Below are 16,581 nucleotides of genomic sequence, written 5' to 3'. Positions count from 1 at the left end.
CGCGTTCGGAGTGAGACGTGCCCGACCTCAGCTCACAACCACGGCGACTTATCGAGCGTACTCGGCGCTGATGTCGCGGAAGGCTTCGATGGCGCCGCGTCGGCCGGCCTCGTCAGCAAACCGTTCGGCAATGCGTGACAGCGTGGAAAAGATCTGCGTGCCGCGATAAATGTAGTCGGGCGCGTTCTCCCACACCGATTCGAACTTCTCGGGGTACTCGGCAGCGAGCACCGCCAGCCCGACGCTCGCCAGCGCGACTCCCGCCGGTCGATGGCCTTTGATGAACATCAAAGCGCCTGCGCTGAGCGATCCAATGACAAGAGCTTTTCTCCAGTTGGGCATGCGATCCTCCGTCGGCGAGTTCCTGGGACGTTTATTTAGAGCGACACCGAACCCGGTTCGTTGTATTTGTTCCCGAAGTTATCGGTTCCGATTCCCACCACCCTAAACCGAGAAGCCGATTTGAGACAATACCCAGCGTGTCGGCCCTCAGTTTTTTTGTCGGCAAAGGCGGAGTCGGAAAGACGACGGTAGCGTCGGCGTACGCGGTGTACCGCGCGAATTCCAAGCCGCGAAGGCCGGTGCTGCTGCTCTCCACCGATCCGGCGCATTCCTTGGCCGACGTTTTCCAGGTCCGGCTCGGGTCGAAGCTGCGACTGCTACCGCTTGGCGGTTCGGCGAAGCTCACGGTATGGCAGGTGAATGCCGAGCTGCAGTTTCGCAAGTTCCTCGATAGATATCGGGTAGCGATCGTGTCATTGCTGGAAAGCGGCACGCTGTTCTCGCGCGAAGAGATCGAACCGCTGCTGGATACCACGTTGCCGGGAATGGCGGAAATGGCGGCGCTGCTGGCCATTCACGAAACTCTGGAGCGCGGCCGCTATGCCGAAATCGTGGTCGACACCGCGCCCATTGGCCACACGCTGCGGCTCTTCGAAATGCCGGAATATTTCGCGCGCTTTCTCGATCTTTTGGACTTGGCCGGCAGTCGCGACCAGGTACTGGCGGAGCACTTTGGCGGCTCGGTTGCGGCAAGCAATCCGTTCATCGCCGAATGGCGCGCCATGGTGGGGGCGGTGCAGGCGGCATTGCACCAGCGCGAATCACGCATTGTCATGGTCACCACGCCGGAGGAATTCGCTCTGCAGGAATCGGTGCGCACCGCAAAAGCGATGCTCAGCGCGCCCGACCCGCTACATGTGACCGACGTCATCCTCAATCGGGCAGTCCGAAGCGACGGCCATTGCCTGATATGTAAACAAAGTAAAGCCCGCACCAAAGCCGCCGCGCAATTCGTGCAACGCAATTTTCGCGGCATTCCAATGCATGTCGCGGAAGATCTCGGTGGCCCCGCACTGGGTGCCCGCACCCTGCTGGAATTTGGCCGGCACGTGTTTGCCGGCAAGAAGCTGCGTCCGATCGCAAGAACGCCGGCGAAAAAAGATGACGTGAAGCTGCAGCCGACCCAATGGCCTGCGCTCAAGACGCCAATCACATGGACGACGGGCAAAGGCGGCGTAGGCAAAACGACCCTATCCGCTGCGCTCGCGGTCAACCAGCGCAAGCACGCGCCGGCGCGGCCGGTGGTCATTTGCTCGACGGACCCGGCACCCTCGCTCGACGACGTTTTTCAGAAAAGAATCGGCAATCGGCCGGTCAGCGTAGCCGGCGATGCCAAGCTGCGCGCCGCAGAGTTGGACGCCGCCGCCGAGTTCCGCGCCTGGGCTGGTGAAATGAAAGCGAAGATCAACGATGCCTTCAGCTCGGACGTCCGCGGGCTCCATGTCGATCTCTCCTTCGAGCGTCGCGTTCTGACCGCGCTCCTGGACATGGTGCCGCCCGGCGTGGACGAGATTGCCGCGATATTTCGGATTCTTGACCTGGCCGGCGAGAAACAAACGCTGCTCGTGGACATGGCGCCGACCGGTCACGCGCTGGAGTTGCTGCGAATGCCCGGCCGAATCCTGCTGTGGTCGCGGCTTTTATTGAAAAGCCTGGCACCGCACCGTAGAATGTCTCTCGCCCGCGACGTGGCGGTCCAGATCGCGACGCTTTCGCATCGCGTCCGAGAGCTGGCAAACATGCTCAAGGACGGCCGAAGCTCTCGAGTGGTCCCGGTGATGCTTGCCGAACCGCTGCCCGACCGCGAAACCACGCGCCTGCTGGGCGCCTTGGATGACCTGGGGATTTCCACTAGCGAGTTGTTCGTCAACCGCGTGCTGTTCGCAGAGGATGTGAACCACTGTCACCGGTGCCAGGCGGCGCGGGAATGGCAGATGGAGACCTTGTCCAAGCTTCGTCGCCGTCATCGCGGCAAGAATATTTACGTAGTACGAAACCGGGCACGGGAAATAGCCGGCACGGCGGCGCTGAAGTCGTTGATTGGCGAACTATGGCAGATCGTCTGAACCGGCCAAACACGGTGTTATATCTGTACGGCATCACCCGCCAAGCCGAGCGCCTGGCCGCATCTCTGCGCGGAGTGGACGGAGTTTCGACGGTGGAGCCGCTCGAAGCGTCCGGCTTTACCTGCTGGATCAGCCGGGTGGACGCCGGCGAGTTCAGCGACCAGCTTGCCCGCAACATGGAAAACCTGGAGTGGCTTGCCGACGCCAGCGTACGTCACCAGCGCGTGGTGGGCGCCATCCACGAACGCCAGCCGATCCTGCCGACGCGATTCGGCACCATCTTCTTGAACGAAGAATCGCTGTCCGAAGATATTGCTGGCCGAAAAGCCGCTCTGCTAGCTGGTTTCCAGCGAATCGCCGACGCCGACGAGTGGGGCATTCGGGTGTTCGCCCAGCCGCGTCCGGCGCCGGCGGCTTCCCCTGCGCGTACCGGCAAGGAGTATCTGCAGCGAAAGGCGACGCAGTTGCAAGCGAAGCCTCCGCGCGCGTTGGAACCCGAGATCCAGCAATTTGCCGCAGAGATCGTGAAACTGGCGGCGGATTCGGCCGAAGGGGGCAAGGTTGGATCGGGACAGCCGAATCTTCGGTGGCAAACTTCGATCCTGCTGCCGCGTTCCCGGCGCTCAAAATTCGACAGCCTCTTGAATCGTTTTGCGCACAATTTCGCCGATCGCTTCCGCGTCGAGGGTACCGGGCCCTGGCCACCGTATTCGTTCGTCGTCGTCAAGTCGCAAAGCCGTCAGCAAGTGAAGAAGGGGAAGGTGAGCGGCAGTCGCGCCCCTGGAATGGCGCGCTGATGGCCAGCCCCGGCGAAGTCGTCATGATCGGCAGCGATGCGCAGGATGATGTCTCGCTGCTGGATGTCCTGGACCACGTGCTCAACGCCGGTGTCGTCATCCACGGCACCGTCGTCATTTCGTTGGCCGGCGTGGATCTGATTTACGTGGGCGTGAATGTCGTGCTGACCTCGGTCGAAACCGCATTGCGACAGTTGAAGAAGAACGGCTAGAGCCGGTGCCCGCGGGAACTGCGATTGCAGGGCGTCGATTTTGCGTTTCATTCCGGCTGCGTCTGAAATCCTCAATTTCTTGGAGCTGACCCCTGCCGTATCTGCTCTACTGCGTCACCGATGACACCGCGGAACTCGACCCGGCGGTCAGGGGTGTGCAGGGTGAGGCGGTGGAAAGCATGGTTCACGCCAAGCTGCGCTGCTTCTACTCCGCCCTGGACGCTGTCGGCGCGGGCCTGGAGACCCAGAAGCGCGAAGCCCTGGAATTTCACCAGGTAACGCGCTCGTTACTCGCCCAAGGCACGATCATTCCTTTCCGTTTTCCCACAGTGCTGCCCGGATTGACGGAGATTGGGGCACACCTGGAGGCACGCGGGCAGGCTTACAATGCCGCGCTGCATCAATTGCGGAACATGGTCCAGATGGAAATCCGGATCGAATTGGTGGATCGAGAAACGCCAGTCGCAAGCAGCGGTACCCAGTATCTGAAAAATCTTGCGCACAATTCCCGCTGTATGGAAAATGCGGTCGCTACTTGCCGCGCCACGATTAACGAACTAGTGATAGACTTCCAACAACGGGAATTTTCGTACGGGGTACGCTGCTTCGTTCTTATCAAACGGGAAGCAGTGCAGCAGTTCCGAGATCAGATCAAGCAAATACGACTGGAGCGGTCGACAAAGGCCGCGGTAAGCGGGCCTTGGCCGCCCACCGAGTTTTTTCCGGATTTTGCATGAGCGAGACGTTACAGGTTTCTCCGGAGCAAATTGCGGCGGCCGTGGACGGGGTCCGCCGACAACTGGATTCCCATGCCGCCGATGCCGCCCAGCGCATCGACTGTTCTGCCGAGAGCATCGAGCAGGGCCTTGCCAAGCTGGTTCTGAGCTTGATCGAGTTGCTCCGGCGGTTACTGGAACGACAGGCCATCCGGCGGATGGAAGGCGGGTCGCTTAGCGATCAGCAAGTGGAAGAGATGGGACAGGCGCTGATGAAGCTGGAAGAGAAAGTGCACGAAATGGCCGGGCAGTTCGGCCTGAAACCAGAGGACTTGAACCTGGCGTTGGGCCCTCTGGGCAACTTGTTGGAATAGCAAAATTTGGTTGAAAGTGGCTTCCGTTAGGGGTTTGTGGGCCCTATGTAAAAAGGCAACCCCCGCGGGCAGTTTTGAATCAGAGAGCAGCAGTGCTGCTGGTTCTGGGCGGTGGCGATTCGGGGGAGCTACCCACTTTACTCACTCATCGGTGGTTGAATTGTCGCGCCGGACAGTGGGCGAGTGAAATCGTGGTGCCGGCAAGCGTTAGTTCTGGTTCGGAGTTGGGAGCGCTGAGTTCCCAAGGGAAAAAGCGGCGCAGACAGCGATGGAACGAATACCGACTGTTTCAGGCACCACCAATCTGATCGACATCCTGGACCGCGTGCTCGATAAAGGGCTCGTGATCGCCGGCGATGTCCGGGTTTCCCTTGCCAACGTGGAATTGCTCACCATCCGCATTCGCCTGCTGGTATGTTCGGTGGACAAGGCGGAGCAGATCGGCTTGAACTGGTGGAAGTACGATCCCAACCTGACGCAGCAGGCAGTACCGGCGCCGCGGACGCGCCGGCCCTTGCCGCCGCAAGCAGAAATTCTGGCGCCCCCGGCCCCGGCCAAGCGGGCGCGCAGCGGTCGACGCAAGAAGTAGTAAGCAGGAGGACTCTACATGGCTGTTGAACGTGTATCGGGTGGGTCGAGCCTAATCGATGTTCTTGATCGCGTATTGGACAAGGGCATTGTCATTGACGCATGGGTGCGCATCTCGCTGGTCGGCATCGACCTGATCACGGTCGAGGCGCGCGTAGTCGTGGCGTCGATCGATACCTATTTAAAGTACGCCGACGCGGTAGGCTTGACCGGCTTGGTTTCGCGTCCGCAACTGGCGGAGGAGACCGCGCCCGCCGTGGTGGAAACTACGCGCCGCGTCAGCCGCGTACCGGCCCGTGCCGGAGCGGCTCGCCGGTAGCTAACCTGACGTCGGGGACCCATGGGGATGGCCACGCCGGAAATGCGCATTGTCACCGCGCCCGCGGAGCAGGAGCCGTCGACGCGTGCGCCTCGGATGGTCCGGAGCCGCGCCGCACAGCGGCTGCTCGCCGCGGAACGGGCTGACGAAATCTTTCCCGTCCTCCTGGAAGAAATCGTTACCCTCGGATTTCCGCGTGCGGCCAGCCTGACGGTGGATTTCGAAAGTGGTGAGGTCCGCGCTGGCGCCGCTCTGAACTGCTCTTCCGCTTTTCTCCAAGGGCTGGAGACGTCGCTTTGGGCCAGTGAAAACCCGCTGGTTTCCGTGTTGCACAGCATGAAGCCGGCGGTGCTGACCAACGTCAACGGCGGCTCCGCCCTGTACTGCCATCCGCTGATCTATCGCAACCAGAACCTGTGCTGGGAGGCAGAGCGAGAGCGCCGCCACGATTGCCTGGCGGTGGCAAATTTCCGCCACCCGCGCAAGCTTCAGTTGCAGGAGCAGGTGTGCTCCGCGTGCGACATGCGGGCCTACGCCGCGATGGTGATTGTCGGGCTGAAGTCGAAAACGCCAGAGCGCCAGCTCAAGGACGCCGAGGCGCTGATTGAACTGGGCAACCGCTACCTGGCCCGCCTGTTCAAGGTCGAGCACTACTACAACCGGATGCGCGACATGGATACCACCATCTCGCAGATGCAGACGGTAATGGAGAGCATGGCCGACCCGGTGATCTTGACCGACACGCACCACCGCGTCGTCACGCAGAACAAGGCGGCGGAGCGCTTCTTCCGGATCCCGGAAGAGGTGAGCGAAGGCGGCATGCGGGCCGTGGAATTAAACAACATGCTGTTTTCGGCGGCGCTGTCTTCGATGGCGGTGAGCGGCACCGATACTTCCCGCGACCTGACGCTGGTGGACGTGAGCGAGGGCGAAGAAGTGCTGTTCGAGGCGGTATGCGCGCCAACGTACAGCCGCGAAGGCATTCGCACCGGCATGGTCACGGTGATGCGCGACGTCACGGACTTGCGTCGCGCCGACCAGGAAGTGCGCGCCAATCTCGACAAGCTGATGCAGGCCGAAGAAGTCGTGCGCCAGGACCGCGACCGGCTGAACTTGGTCATCGAAAACGTTGGCGACCCGATCGTCGTGGCCGATAGCGCCGCCAAGATCGTGCTCTACGATCCCCTCGCCAAGGAGCTGTTCGGAGTGGGCGAAGCTCCGCGCGAGCCGATCCAGTTCAAGAATTACGCCAAGCTCGATGCCTATCTCACGCGCTTCACCTTCTCCTTCGACGACAAGGGAACAGAGCCACTGCGTCTCTACAACCCGAGTACGAAGACGGAAGTCGATTTCGAGGCGCGCTCAGGGAAGATCTACGATGCGCGCGGCCAAGTTTCCTACACCGTCACCGTGCTGCGCGACTTCTCCACCTGGAAAAAGCTGGAACAGCTGAAGGTGGAGCGCCGCATGCTCGAAATCGAGAAGTTTGCGGCTACCGGCCGGCTGGCCGGCACCATCGCCCATGAAATCAATAACCCCATGGAAGCGATCAAGAATTCCATTTACCTGCTCGACGGGCAAGTCAAACCCAAGGCGCAGCCGATCTACACCGTGCTGAAGAGCGAAACCGAGCGGGTGGCGCGCATCGTCCGGCAAATGCTCGGCCTGTATCGCAACACCGACCAGGTCGGCACGATGGACGTCAACAACGTGATCGAGGACACCATTGCCTTGTTCGCGCGCCAGTTGGAGCGCAGCGGCATCCGTGCGCGCGTGGATCTGGGCAAGCTGCCGCCGATCGTGGGCTCCGCCGACCAGTTCCGCCAGGTGCTCTCGAACCTGGTGGTCAATGCCAAGGACAGCATGCCGAAGGGCGGCCACCTGGTAATCCGCACCCGTCATGTTTCCGTGCCCGACGGCGTTCACGGCTGGGTGCGCATTCTTGTGGCCGACACCGGTAGCGGCATCTCGCGCGATCTGTTGCAGACCATGTTCGAACCTTTCGTCAGCACCAAGGGCGAAAAGGGCACCGGGCTCGGGTTGTGGATTGTCAAAGGCATCATCGAGAATCATGGCGGCAAACTCCGCGTTCGCAGTCGCGAAGGCAAGGGAACCGCGTTCAAGCTTGAACTGCCGGTCGTACGCTGATCTGGACCCGGTTGTTCACCGGCCACAGTGGGTGTTCCAAGGTATGAAGAAGCGGAAACATTCCGTGCTGGTGGTGGACGACGAAGCCTCGGTGCTATTCACCTATCGTGTTTTGCTCGAGCAGCACGGATACGCGGCGACCGCCGTGCTTTCGTCGAAGGAGGCGATTGCCGCGATCGAAAAGACGGCATTCGATCTCCTGCTCTGCGACTTGTCGCTGGAAGAAGGGCATACAGGGTTCGAGGTGCTGGAATTTGCTCGCCAGACCAACCCCGAGATTCCCTGCGTGCTGCTGACCGGCTACGCCAGTTCAGAAGCCGCGCAGAAGGCAGAGCAGCTTGGCATCGATGTTCTGTACAAGCCGATTGAGATTCAGCAGTTCCTGGAAACGATTTCAACGGTCTTGAAGGAGAACTATGAACAGACAGAAGACGGGAAGCGTGCGCACCGCTCCCAAGCCTCGTAAGGCGGAGAAAGTCACGACCGAGGATGTGCACGTCAAGATATCGGAGATGCCTCTGCCTCGCATGGTAGAACGCGGTGGTCCGGAAGTGGCGGCAGCTGCGCCCGCGCCGGGTCTCGGCGGGCGCTACGTTTACGGAATTATCGAAGCGCGCGACGCGGTCAACTTCGGCAAAATGGGCATTGGCGGCACCGGCGAGATGGTGTACACGATCCACTACAACGACATCGCTGCCGTCGTCAGCAAGACCGACGTTTACATTTTCGATCCGACCCGGGAAAACGCTCTCGCCCACGAGCATGTGATCGAGACGGTGATGAAGGCGTTCACCATTATCCCCATGAGTTTCGGCACCGTGTTCCGCACCGACGACGATATTCGCGAGGTCCTGCGCAGCATTTACGTTTCCCTGAAAGATGTGCTCAAGCAGATGGCCGGCAAGGTGGAATTCGGATTGAAGGTCAACTGGGACCGCGACCAGGTGATCGAGGAACTGAAGCGCGAGGACGAGGAAATTCACCGCTTCAATCATGAGATCACGCGCAAACACCTGCAATCCACCTACCTCGCCCGCATGCAACTGGGGCGCATGATTGACAAGGCGATGGTGGAGCGCTCGGCGCAGTACGTCCGCGAGATTTACGACACCCTGCGCAGCGTGTGCGTCGCTTCGCGCGACAACAAGCCGATTGGCGACAAGATGATCATGAACGCCGCCTTCCTGATCGACCGCGAGAAAGAAACCGACTTCGACGAGGCGGTGAACAAAATTGCACGCAAGTTCGGCGACCGTTTGAACTTCAAGTACACTGGCCCTTGGCCGCCGTACAACTTCGTCAACATCCGCTTGAAACTGGAGAGAGGAACGGGATCGTGAGGATTGCAGGATTGCCGAACTGCCGCAATGCAGAATTCAATTTTGGCAATTCTCAAATTCGGCAATTCGGCAACCTAACGTAATGCCGCTGGATCAAACATGCTCTTCATTGACGATCTTCTGCTCGCGCCGATCACCGGGTTCAAGTTCATCCTGCGCACCGTGCAGCGCATTGCCGAGGAGCAATACACCGATGACGCGCCGGTGAAGGAGCGCCTGCTTGAACTCCAGGTGCTGCTCGATTCCGGCGAGATCGCGGAGGATGAATACGTCGAGCGCGAGGGCGAGATCTTGCGCGAGTTGCGGGCCATCGAAAACCGCAAGCGCGAACTCGCGGGCGTTGCTCCGGAAGAGGGGCGCGGTCCGCTGAGCGGCAAGGTCGCCGAAGGCTCGGGGGCCTCGGTCAACCTTACGTATGGCCAGCAGCAGAAATAGAATGGCTTACAGTCATTCCTGGGAATCTCTGACACGATGAACGAGACGCCGCAGCAATATACGGCCCGTATTGTCGGCAATGTCGAGGGCAAAGACCCTCTCACCGTGCAGGCAACAACGCCTCGCAAGCTGGCGCGCCTGATCAAGGGAATTTCCGTGCCGCGATTGCGGAAGCGTCCTGCTCCGGGCAAGTGGTCGGTTGCAGAGATCGTCGCCCACTTGGCCGACGCGGAAATCGTCGGCGGGTTTCGCATCCGCATGATCCTGGGCGCCCCGGGCACCCCGATCGTCGCGTTCGACCAGGACTCCTGGGTCACCAGCGGCCACTATGACAAGCGCAATCCGCGCCAGTGCGTGGAGCAGTTCCGCATTCTCCGTGAAACCAACCTTGCGCTGCTGAAGACGCTCACTCCCGACCAGTGGCAACAGTACGGAATCCACTCGGAGCGCGGCAAAGAGACGGTGGAACACATCGTTCGCATGTTTGCCGGGCACGACCTGAATCACCTGCAACAGATCGAGCGTATCCTGGCTAACTCGAAATAGGCCGCCGGCGGGCTCTTTGGGCCTTGCCTTTGCTTCTGTGGAACGGTGATAATTGCCCAACAACTTCCGGGGTGATCGCTTTGAAAAATATCCGCCTGCGCTTTTGCGCGGTGCTCGTTTGCCTGTGCGCCCTGCCGTCACTGGCGCAGTCCGATGGTCCGCTACCCATTGTCGCCAACCAGAACCGCACGTCCGCCGGCACAATGGAAGCGGGCATCCTCACCGTTCATCTTCAGATTGTCAGCGGCGCTTGGCACCCCGAAGCTGACGATGGCCCAAAGCTGTACGTGCAGGCTTTCGGCGAGGCGGGCAAGCCGGCGCAGATTCCGGGGCCCCTGCTGCGCGTCGCGCAAGGCACCACGGTCCACGTGATTCTCACCAACAAGCTGAAGGTCGCGGCAGCAGTGCACGGTTTCCATACTCACCCGGGCGACACAAAAGATGTAATCGAGGTTCCCGCCGGCGAAACTCGCGAGCGTACTTTTCCCGCCGGCGTTCCCGGAACGTATTTTTACTGGGCGCGCACCACGGTTCCTGTGGCTTACGGGATACTTCCGCCGCTGCCGCGGCCGATTTTTGAAGACGCCCAACTGAACGGCGCCTTCATCGTGGATCCGCTTGGCGCCGTCGTCTCTGACCGCGTGTTCGTCCTCAACGCAATGTTTGTCAAGCCCGATGTGACGCACGATGATTTCGAAGTCGTCAGCATCAATGGCAAGTCATTTCCCTTTACTGAACCGCTGGATTACACGGTAGGCGACACCATCCGCTGGCGCGTCATCAATCCGGCCTTCGGCGAGCATCCCATGCACCTGCACGGCGCTTTCTACAAGCTGCTAAGCCTGGGAAATGAGGAGTCGGACACGCAGTTCGAGGGCGACGACCGTCAATCCGTGGTTACCCAGGACCTCAAGGGAGGCGGCACAATGATGCTGGAATGGTCGCCTGAGAATGCCGGCCGCTGGCTGTTTCATTGTCACTTCCAATTCCACATGTCGACTGACGAGCGCCTGCCCGTATTCGCGCGCGCCATACCCAGCCAGTACGACCCGCAGCCGCCAGCCCCTGGCGCTCACCCGAACCATGCCGGCGCCATGGAAGGCATGCACGACATGGCTGGACTGGTTCTGGCAATCAACATCAAGTCGCGGCCGGGTGCAACACCGGCGGTCTCGAACCGGCCCGCTCGGAAACTCGACCTTATCGTCGAACCTAACGCTGAGGCCGCAGCCGCCGAAAACAGATTCAGTTGTTCCGTGCGCGAGAAAAACAAGTTGACGGTTTCCGCGGATGGGGCTGTTGGGCCACCGATCGTGGTCACGCGTGGCGAATTGACCGAGATTACCGTTCTCAACCGTCTCAAGTCAGCCACCGCTATTCATTGGCACGGGCTCGAACTGGAGAGCTATTACGACGGCGTGATAGGCGGCGGCATCGGCGACCAGGTTACGCCCGCCATTCCGCCGGGCGGCAGCTTTGTCGCTCGCTTCACTCCCACACGGGCCGGAACCTTCATTTATCACACCCACGCGGCCGACCCGGGCCAGCTTACCGGCGGCATCTATGGAGCGCTTATCGTGCTGGAGCCAGGGCAGACCTTTGATGCCGAGCATGACAAGCTGCTGGTCATCGGTTCGCGCGATCCGTTCTTCGATGCCAAGCGCATTACCATCAACGGCATGGAAAAGCCGCAGCCGCTGGCGCTCACCCGCGGCGTGTCCTACCGGCTGCGCTTGATCAACATGGCGCCGAATCTTCCGGCGAACTTCCGCCTCGGCGCCAAGGACAAGCCCGCGACTTGGACTCCTCTCGCCAAGGACGGCGCCATTGTTCCCGCTCGTTTGGCCAAGAGCGGCGACGCGACACTGCACATTGCCTCGGGCGAGACTTACGATTTCACTTTCCGAAGCGATGCGTCGGGCGAAATCCCACTAGAAGTCGAAAATGCCGTTACCAAGGCGAAGCTGATGACCGCCATCGTTGTGCGGTGACGTCCGCGGCGTAAACTACTTATGTAGTTAAATGTCCTCAAGGCGCGCCACCCGCCTCGCCATCCGCGGCGTCTTATTGCCCAAGCCGGAAAATAGTTTTTACTACTACTGTAGTAATTGGCAAAAGCGGGCAGGATGCAGCTAATCTCCCGCGCCCTCTTTCTTCGCTTTTACCTCGAGGCTCAATTCGCGTAATTGCTGGCTGCTCACTGGAGTGGGCGCATCCATCATGAGGTCCACAGCTTTGGCCGTCTTGGGGAAGGGGATGACTTCGCGCAGAGAATCCACGCCCGCCAGGAGCATGACAATGCGGTCGAGACCGAGCGCGATCCCGCCGTGCGGGGGTGTGCCGTAGGTGAGCGCTTCCAGGAAAAATCCAAAGCGCGCCTGCGCCTCGTCGGGTGTCATGCCCAGGGCCTTGAAGATTGTCTGTTGGATATCCTGGCGGTGAATACGAATCGAGCCGCTGCCCAGCTCCGTGCCGTTCAGCACCACGTCGTAGGCCAGCGCGCGCACCGAGGCCGGATCGCTCTCCAGTTTGTCCATGTCCTGCTCGTGCGGCGAAGTGAACGGATGATGGGCCGCGGCCCAGCGCTGGCCTTCTTCGTCCCACTCGAACATCGGGAAGTCGGTTACCCAGAGAAATTGGTACGACGCCGCATCGTTGCGCGCACCTGCAAAAGCATGGTGCCTATCGGCGTATTTCTGCCCCAGCGCCACGCGCAGCGCGCCCGCAGCGGTATATACCGGCATGTCGTGCTGCTTGACCTCCGGCTTGACGCCGCCTTCCGACTTGCGTTCCCCAGGACGTTCCGGCCCCGCCACCAGCACGATCAAATCGTCGGGCGCGGCCTCGGCCAGGTGGCGGACCTCGGCCATCGCTTGCGGCCACGACTTTTCCAGGCGATGGAAGTCTTCGAAGAGCCGCGCGCCCGGACGGGCGCCGAACAGCGGCTTGATGTCGTCGCGCTCCTTGCGCGAAAGCTCCCCGACCTTGGGAATGCGGATGGCCACGACCGGCGCGTCAGGCGAGACTTTCAACTGCGACGCCATTTCCGCCGGCAGCGCCGCGCGGACGTCGGTCATGGCGGGCAGGCGCAGGTCGGGCTTGTCGCTGCCGTAAAAGCGGATGGCCTGGTCATACGTCATCTGCGGAAACGGAGTCGGGATGTTGACGCCCGCCGCCGCAAATCCCGCCTTCAGGAAGCCCTCGGTGACCTCGAAAACGCGCTCCTGCTGGGGAAAGCTCATTTCCAAATCAATCTGTGTGAACTCGAGTTGCCGATCGGCGCGCAAGTCCTCGTCGCGGAAGCAGCGGACAATTTGAAAATACTTGTCGAAGCCGGAGATCATCAGGATCTGCTTGAACAGTTGCGGCGATTGCGGCAGGGCGTAGAATTCGCCCGGATGGACGCGGCTGGGGACCAGGAAATCGCGCGCGCCCTCGGGCGTGGAGCGGGTGAGAAACGGGGTCTCGATCTCGAAGAAACCCCGTGCCGCCAGGTATTCGCGGATCGCCATGGCGACTTTGTGCCGCAGTTCGATGTTGGCCTGCATGGCGGTGCGCCGCAGGTCGATATAGCGGTACTTCAGGCGCACTTCCTCGTTGGGCAGGGTCGTCTCCCCCGGCAAGAACGGGGGGGTCTTCGACTCGTTCAGCAGAAGCAGGTCTTCGGCGACGACCTCGATTTCGCCGGTTGGGATGTTGCGGTTCACCGTGTCGGCGTCGCGCTGCTTGACCTCGCCGACAACCCCGATCACGTACTCGGAGCGCAGAGCGGCGGCCTTGTCGTGCAAGCGGGGGCTGCGCTCGCGGTCGAAAACGACCTGCGTAATGCCGGTGCGGTCGCGAATGTCGATAAAAATCAGGTTGCCGAAGTCGCGCCGGCGGTTCACCCACCCCATCAGCACAACGCGCGTTCCGGCCTCGCTGGCGCGCAGAGCGCCGCAGGTGTGGGTGCGTCGAAGGTCTCCCAGGAAATCGAGCATGATGATTGCGCGCCAGCGAACCGGTTCACAATTCGCCAGCGAATGAACAATTCTACACGCGAGCATGTTGAGGAAGTCAGTCCGCAGGGCTGCGATGTGTCCACATCGTTCGGCTCGTTCCGAAGTGGGCGGAAAAATTATCGGTTTTGAATTCTCGCGGCCAGTTGCGCCCGCGGAACCGTCACCTGCTCTCCGGTGGACAGATTCTTCAGGGCGAAGGCATCGGCCTTGACCTCATTTTCGCCGACGATCAAGACGTATCGCGCGCCGATCTTGCTCGCCGTCTCCAGCGACTTCTTCAGCCGGAAAGTTTCGTCGCCAACCTCGATGACGAGGTCATGACGTCGCAATTGGCGCGCCAGCCTGGCCGCTTCGGCATTCATCCCGGATCCCAGCGGCGCGATGTACGCATCCGGCTTCTTGGCCAGCGCCTCCGCCGTTTCTTTCAGCGACAAGATCAGGCGATCCTCGCCGATTGCAAACCCGATCCCCGGCGCCCGCGGTCCTCCCAGCGTCTCGGATAGGCCGTCATATCTTCCCCCGCCGAGGATCGCATTTTGCGCGCCCAGCGATCCGTGGGTGAATTCAAAGGCGGTCTTTTCGTAATAGTCGAGGCCCCTGACGAGGCGTTCGTTGAGGGTGAAAGGGATATCCAGAGCTGTAAGGATGCGTTGGACTTCCGCAAAATGGGTGCGGCAGGATTCGTCAAGAAACTGGCCGATGGTGGGAAGCGTGGCAATGACAGGCTGGTCTTCCAGGACTTTGCAATCAAAGACGCGCAACGGGTTGGTGACGGCCCGACGCTGGCAGTCGGCGCACATGTTGGCGACCACGGGCGCGAGGGCGGCGCGCAGGGCTTCATGGTAACGCGGACGGTCGTGCACGCAGCCGACGGAGTTGAGCTGCAGCGTCCAACCCTGGATACCGAGACGATCGAGCAGGGTGGCGAGCATTTCCAGGATTTCGGCATCGCGAGCGGGCGATTCGGTGCCGGCGGCGGGCGGCCCGATGGCCTCGGCGCCGATCTGGTAGAACTGGCGGTAGCGGCCCTTCTGCGGGCGCTCGCGGCGGAATTGCGGGCCGATGTAGAAGAGCTTCTGCACGCCGGGCCGCTCCCAAAGCTTGTGCTCGATGAAGGCACGCACGACGCCGGCAGTGTTTTCGGGGCGCAGAGCGAGCCAATGGCCTTTGTCGCTCTCGGCGCGTCCTCGGTCCTGCCAGGCAAACATTTCCTTGCTGACAATGTCGGTTTCTTCGCCGACAGAGCGCTGGAATAAGGAGAGATCTTCGAGGATGGGCGTGCGAATTTCCTGGAAGTTGTAATCGCGGAAGACGTCACGCGCGGCGGCCTCGACAAAGTTCCACAGCGCCGTTTCCGGCGGAAGCAGGTCGCGGGTTCCTCGGACGGACTTGATCATTCTCGGTTCAGTTTCGAGTGAACTCGGGCTGACGGCGTCGCGCAAATCGTGTCGGCCACGGCTGCGACTCAGGCCCGGTCCTATAGCAAAGTACAGCTTGAGCTTCGTAGGAGTTTCGATGCGGAGAAGTTATCAACAAAGTCACCCGCCTCGTTCCCGCAGATATGACTCCTTGTATTCCAGGTAGCGTTTGGCGTAGGCCATGATGTTTTCCTGGTCCTCCGGGCCCAGTTTCTTGCGGAAGCGGCCGGGGACGCCCATCCACAGCGTGCCAGGCTCGACATGAGTGCCCTCGGGGATCACCGTACCGGCGGCAATGATCGAGCCCTTTCCGATGCGCGCGCCGTTCAGGATGATAGAGCCCATGCCGATCAGGCACTTGTCCTCGATCACGCAGCCGTGCAGCGTGACCGAGTGGCCGACGGTGACCCATTCGCCCAGTTCGACCGGCCACTGTTCCTTCATTCCGTGCAGGACGCTGTTGTCCTGGATGTTGGAGTGGGCGCCGATTTTGATGTAGTGCACGTCTCCGCGCAGCACGGCATTCATCCAGATCGAGGCGTGCTCGCCCAAGGTGACATCGCCAATGACTTGCGCGGAGTCGTCCACGAACGCCGTGGCCGGTACCCGCGGGTGGATGCCTTTGTAGCTTCGGATCATGGCGCAAAAGAAAAGAACATAGCATACCCACTCGTGAAACGGGATTTGCGCCGGGGCCGGCCACCGAGGGCACGGGGATGTTAGAGGAGAGTTTTCCTCGGTGGCCTCAGCAGCGAGAACGGTTCCGCTTCGGAACCGGCGCCAAAACAGGCGCGGGCACCTCGAAACAAGATGAAAAAATCTTGGGTGTGAGCTTGCGGCGAGTTACAACACATGCGTGGATGAAACGTTCGTTGAATTGGGGGTCTTCCTCGTGGGCGCCGGCGGTGGAGCTGCCCTAAGTTACCTGAAAGACCGGCGGCTGTTGCATCTGTACTCAGACCTGGTGCGGCAGTTGTCGTGGGCCCAGCAGGAGCAGGTCGCCGCCGGTCCCACGGAGGAAGCGGCAGAACGCGCGCGCTTGCTGCGCGCCAAGGTGGTAGAGATCGAGGAGAAGAATACGTCGTAGCAGCAAGTTGATATGGAGGCCAGCCGGGGGAAGAGGTGGGCGGTGGTGAGCTGCCCGCCTTTTTTTATCCCAGTTTGGGAGGCCGGCGTGGCAAAGTTTTCCGAAGTTGCGTTATCGCAACAATGAGGCGCGGTCCCGGTGCTATTGCTTCCTGTTCCTTTAGGAGAACAGGTGCAAGGCCTAAGACAAGCG

General features: G+C 61.0%; 18 protein-coding genes. 14 read left to right on the top strand and 4 right to left on the bottom strand.

Annotated elements, in window-relative coordinates:
• Positions 1-48: 48 nt before the first annotated feature.
• Positions 49-342 (bottom strand): hypothetical protein, encoded by a 294-nt coding sequence (locus tag VFI82_09380; protein HET7184888.1) that lies wholly within the window; start codon positions 340-342, stop codon positions 49-51.
• Positions 343-479: 137 nt separating this feature from the next.
• On the opposite strand from VFI82_09380, the gene VFI82_09375 reads away from it, so the two are divergent.
• The 13 genes from VFI82_09375 to VFI82_09315 all read left to right on the top strand — a co-directional run bounded on the left by VFI82_09375 (position 480) and on the right by VFI82_09315 (position 11,874).
• Positions 480-2,408 carry an ArsA family ATPase gene (locus VFI82_09375; GenBank protein ID HET7184887.1) on the top strand — a complete coding sequence of 643 codons (1,929 nt, stop codon included), beginning with the start codon at positions 480-482 and terminating at the stop codon, positions 2,406-2,408.
• A complete protein-coding gene (locus VFI82_09370; GenBank protein ID HET7184886.1) occupies positions 2,393-3,205 on the top strand; it encodes a GvpL/GvpF family gas vesicle protein in 813 nt (270 codons plus the stop codon). The genes VFI82_09375 and VFI82_09370 overlap by 16 nt, the downstream gene beginning before the upstream one ends.
• A complete protein-coding gene (locus tag VFI82_09365; GenBank protein ID HET7184885.1) occupies positions 3,205-3,417 on the top strand; it encodes a gas vesicle protein in 213 nt (70 codons plus the stop codon). Before VFI82_09370 ends, VFI82_09365 begins: the two co-directional genes overlap by 1 nt.
• A gap of 92 nt (positions 3,418-3,509) precedes the next feature.
• The gene (locus tag VFI82_09360; GenBank protein ID HET7184884.1) at positions 3,510-4,154 is read left to right on the top strand and encodes a GvpL/GvpF family gas vesicle protein; all 645 of its coding nucleotides are present in this window, start codon (positions 3,510-3,512) and stop codon (positions 4,152-4,154) included.
• Positions 4,151-4,507: a gas vesicle protein K gene (locus tag VFI82_09355; GenBank protein HET7184883.1), complete on the top strand. Its 357-nt coding sequence runs from the start codon at positions 4,151-4,153 to the stop codon at positions 4,505-4,507. Before VFI82_09360 ends, VFI82_09355 begins: the two co-directional genes overlap by 4 nt.
• 268 nt (positions 4,508-4,775) lie before the next feature.
• Complete coding sequence (locus VFI82_09350; GenBank protein HET7184882.1) at positions 4,776-5,096, top strand: gas vesicle protein; 321 nt, start codon at positions 4,776-4,778, stop codon at positions 5,094-5,096.
• Positions 5,097-5,114: 18 nt separating this feature from the next.
• On the top strand, positions 5,115-5,414 hold the full coding sequence (gene gvpA, locus VFI82_09345; protein ID HET7184881.1) for a gas vesicle structural protein GvpA: 300 nt from the start codon (positions 5,115-5,117) through the stop codon (positions 5,412-5,414).
• A gap of 27 nt (positions 5,415-5,441) precedes the next feature.
• Positions 5,442-7,562: an ATP-binding protein gene (locus VFI82_09340; protein ID HET7184880.1), complete on the top strand. Its 2,121-nt coding sequence runs from the start codon at positions 5,442-5,444 to the stop codon at positions 7,560-7,562.
• A gap of 43 nt (positions 7,563-7,605) precedes the next feature.
• Positions 7,606-8,028: a response regulator gene (locus VFI82_09335; GenBank protein HET7184879.1), complete on the top strand. Its 423-nt coding sequence runs from the start codon at positions 7,606-7,608 to the stop codon at positions 8,026-8,028.
• Entirely contained in the window at positions 7,979-8,902 is a 924-nt protein-coding gene (locus VFI82_09330) for a GvpL/GvpF family gas vesicle protein (GenBank protein ID HET7184878.1), read from the top strand. The genes VFI82_09335 and VFI82_09330 overlap by 50 nt, the downstream gene beginning before the upstream one ends.
• A gap of 99 nt (positions 8,903-9,001) precedes the next feature.
• Positions 9,002-9,337 (top strand): gas vesicle protein GvpG, encoded by a 336-nt coding sequence (locus VFI82_09325; protein HET7184877.1) that lies wholly within the window; start codon positions 9,002-9,004, stop codon positions 9,335-9,337.
• A 36-nt stretch (positions 9,338-9,373) separates the two neighbouring features.
• The gene (locus tag VFI82_09320) at positions 9,374-9,883 is read left to right on the top strand and encodes a DinB family protein (GenBank protein ID HET7184876.1); all 510 of its coding nucleotides are present in this window, start codon (positions 9,374-9,376) and stop codon (positions 9,881-9,883) included.
• An 80-nt stretch (positions 9,884-9,963) separates the two neighbouring features.
• Positions 9,964-11,874 (top strand): multicopper oxidase domain-containing protein, encoded by a 1,911-nt coding sequence (locus VFI82_09315; protein HET7184875.1) that lies wholly within the window; start codon positions 9,964-9,966, stop codon positions 11,872-11,874.
• 141 nt (positions 11,875-12,015) lie between these two features.
• Here the strand turns inward: VFI82_09315 and aspS are convergent, their stop codons facing one another.
• From aspS to VFI82_09300, 3 genes are all read right to left on the bottom strand, one after another.
• Positions 12,016-13,863 carry an aspartate--tRNA ligase gene (gene aspS, locus VFI82_09310; protein ID HET7184874.1) on the bottom strand — a complete coding sequence of 616 codons (1,848 nt, stop codon included), beginning with the start codon at positions 13,861-13,863 and terminating at the stop codon, positions 12,016-12,018.
• 137 nt (positions 13,864-14,000) lie between these two features.
• Positions 14,001-15,281: a histidine--tRNA ligase gene (hisS, locus tag VFI82_09305; GenBank protein ID HET7184873.1), complete on the bottom strand. Its 1,281-nt coding sequence runs from the start codon at positions 15,279-15,281 to the stop codon at positions 14,001-14,003.
• A gap of 141 nt (positions 15,282-15,422) precedes the next feature.
• Positions 15,423-15,941: a gamma carbonic anhydrase family protein gene (locus tag VFI82_09300; protein HET7184872.1), complete on the bottom strand. Its 519-nt coding sequence runs from the start codon at positions 15,939-15,941 to the stop codon at positions 15,423-15,425.
• 217 nt (positions 15,942-16,158) lie between these two features.
• Between VFI82_09300 and VFI82_09295 the strand changes: the two genes are divergently transcribed.
• Complete coding sequence (locus VFI82_09295; protein ID HET7184871.1) at positions 16,159-16,389, top strand: hypothetical protein; 231 nt, start codon at positions 16,159-16,161, stop codon at positions 16,387-16,389.
• Positions 16,390-16,581 lie beyond the last annotated feature (192 nt).

This window comes from Terriglobales bacterium (assembly GCA_035691485.1).
Classification (GTDB): domain Bacteria; phylum Acidobacteriota; class Terriglobia; order Terriglobales; family Acidobacteriaceae; genus JAIQGF01.
Note: the sequence above shows the minus strand (reverse complement) of the source record. Positions and strands in the feature narration are given on the sequence as shown.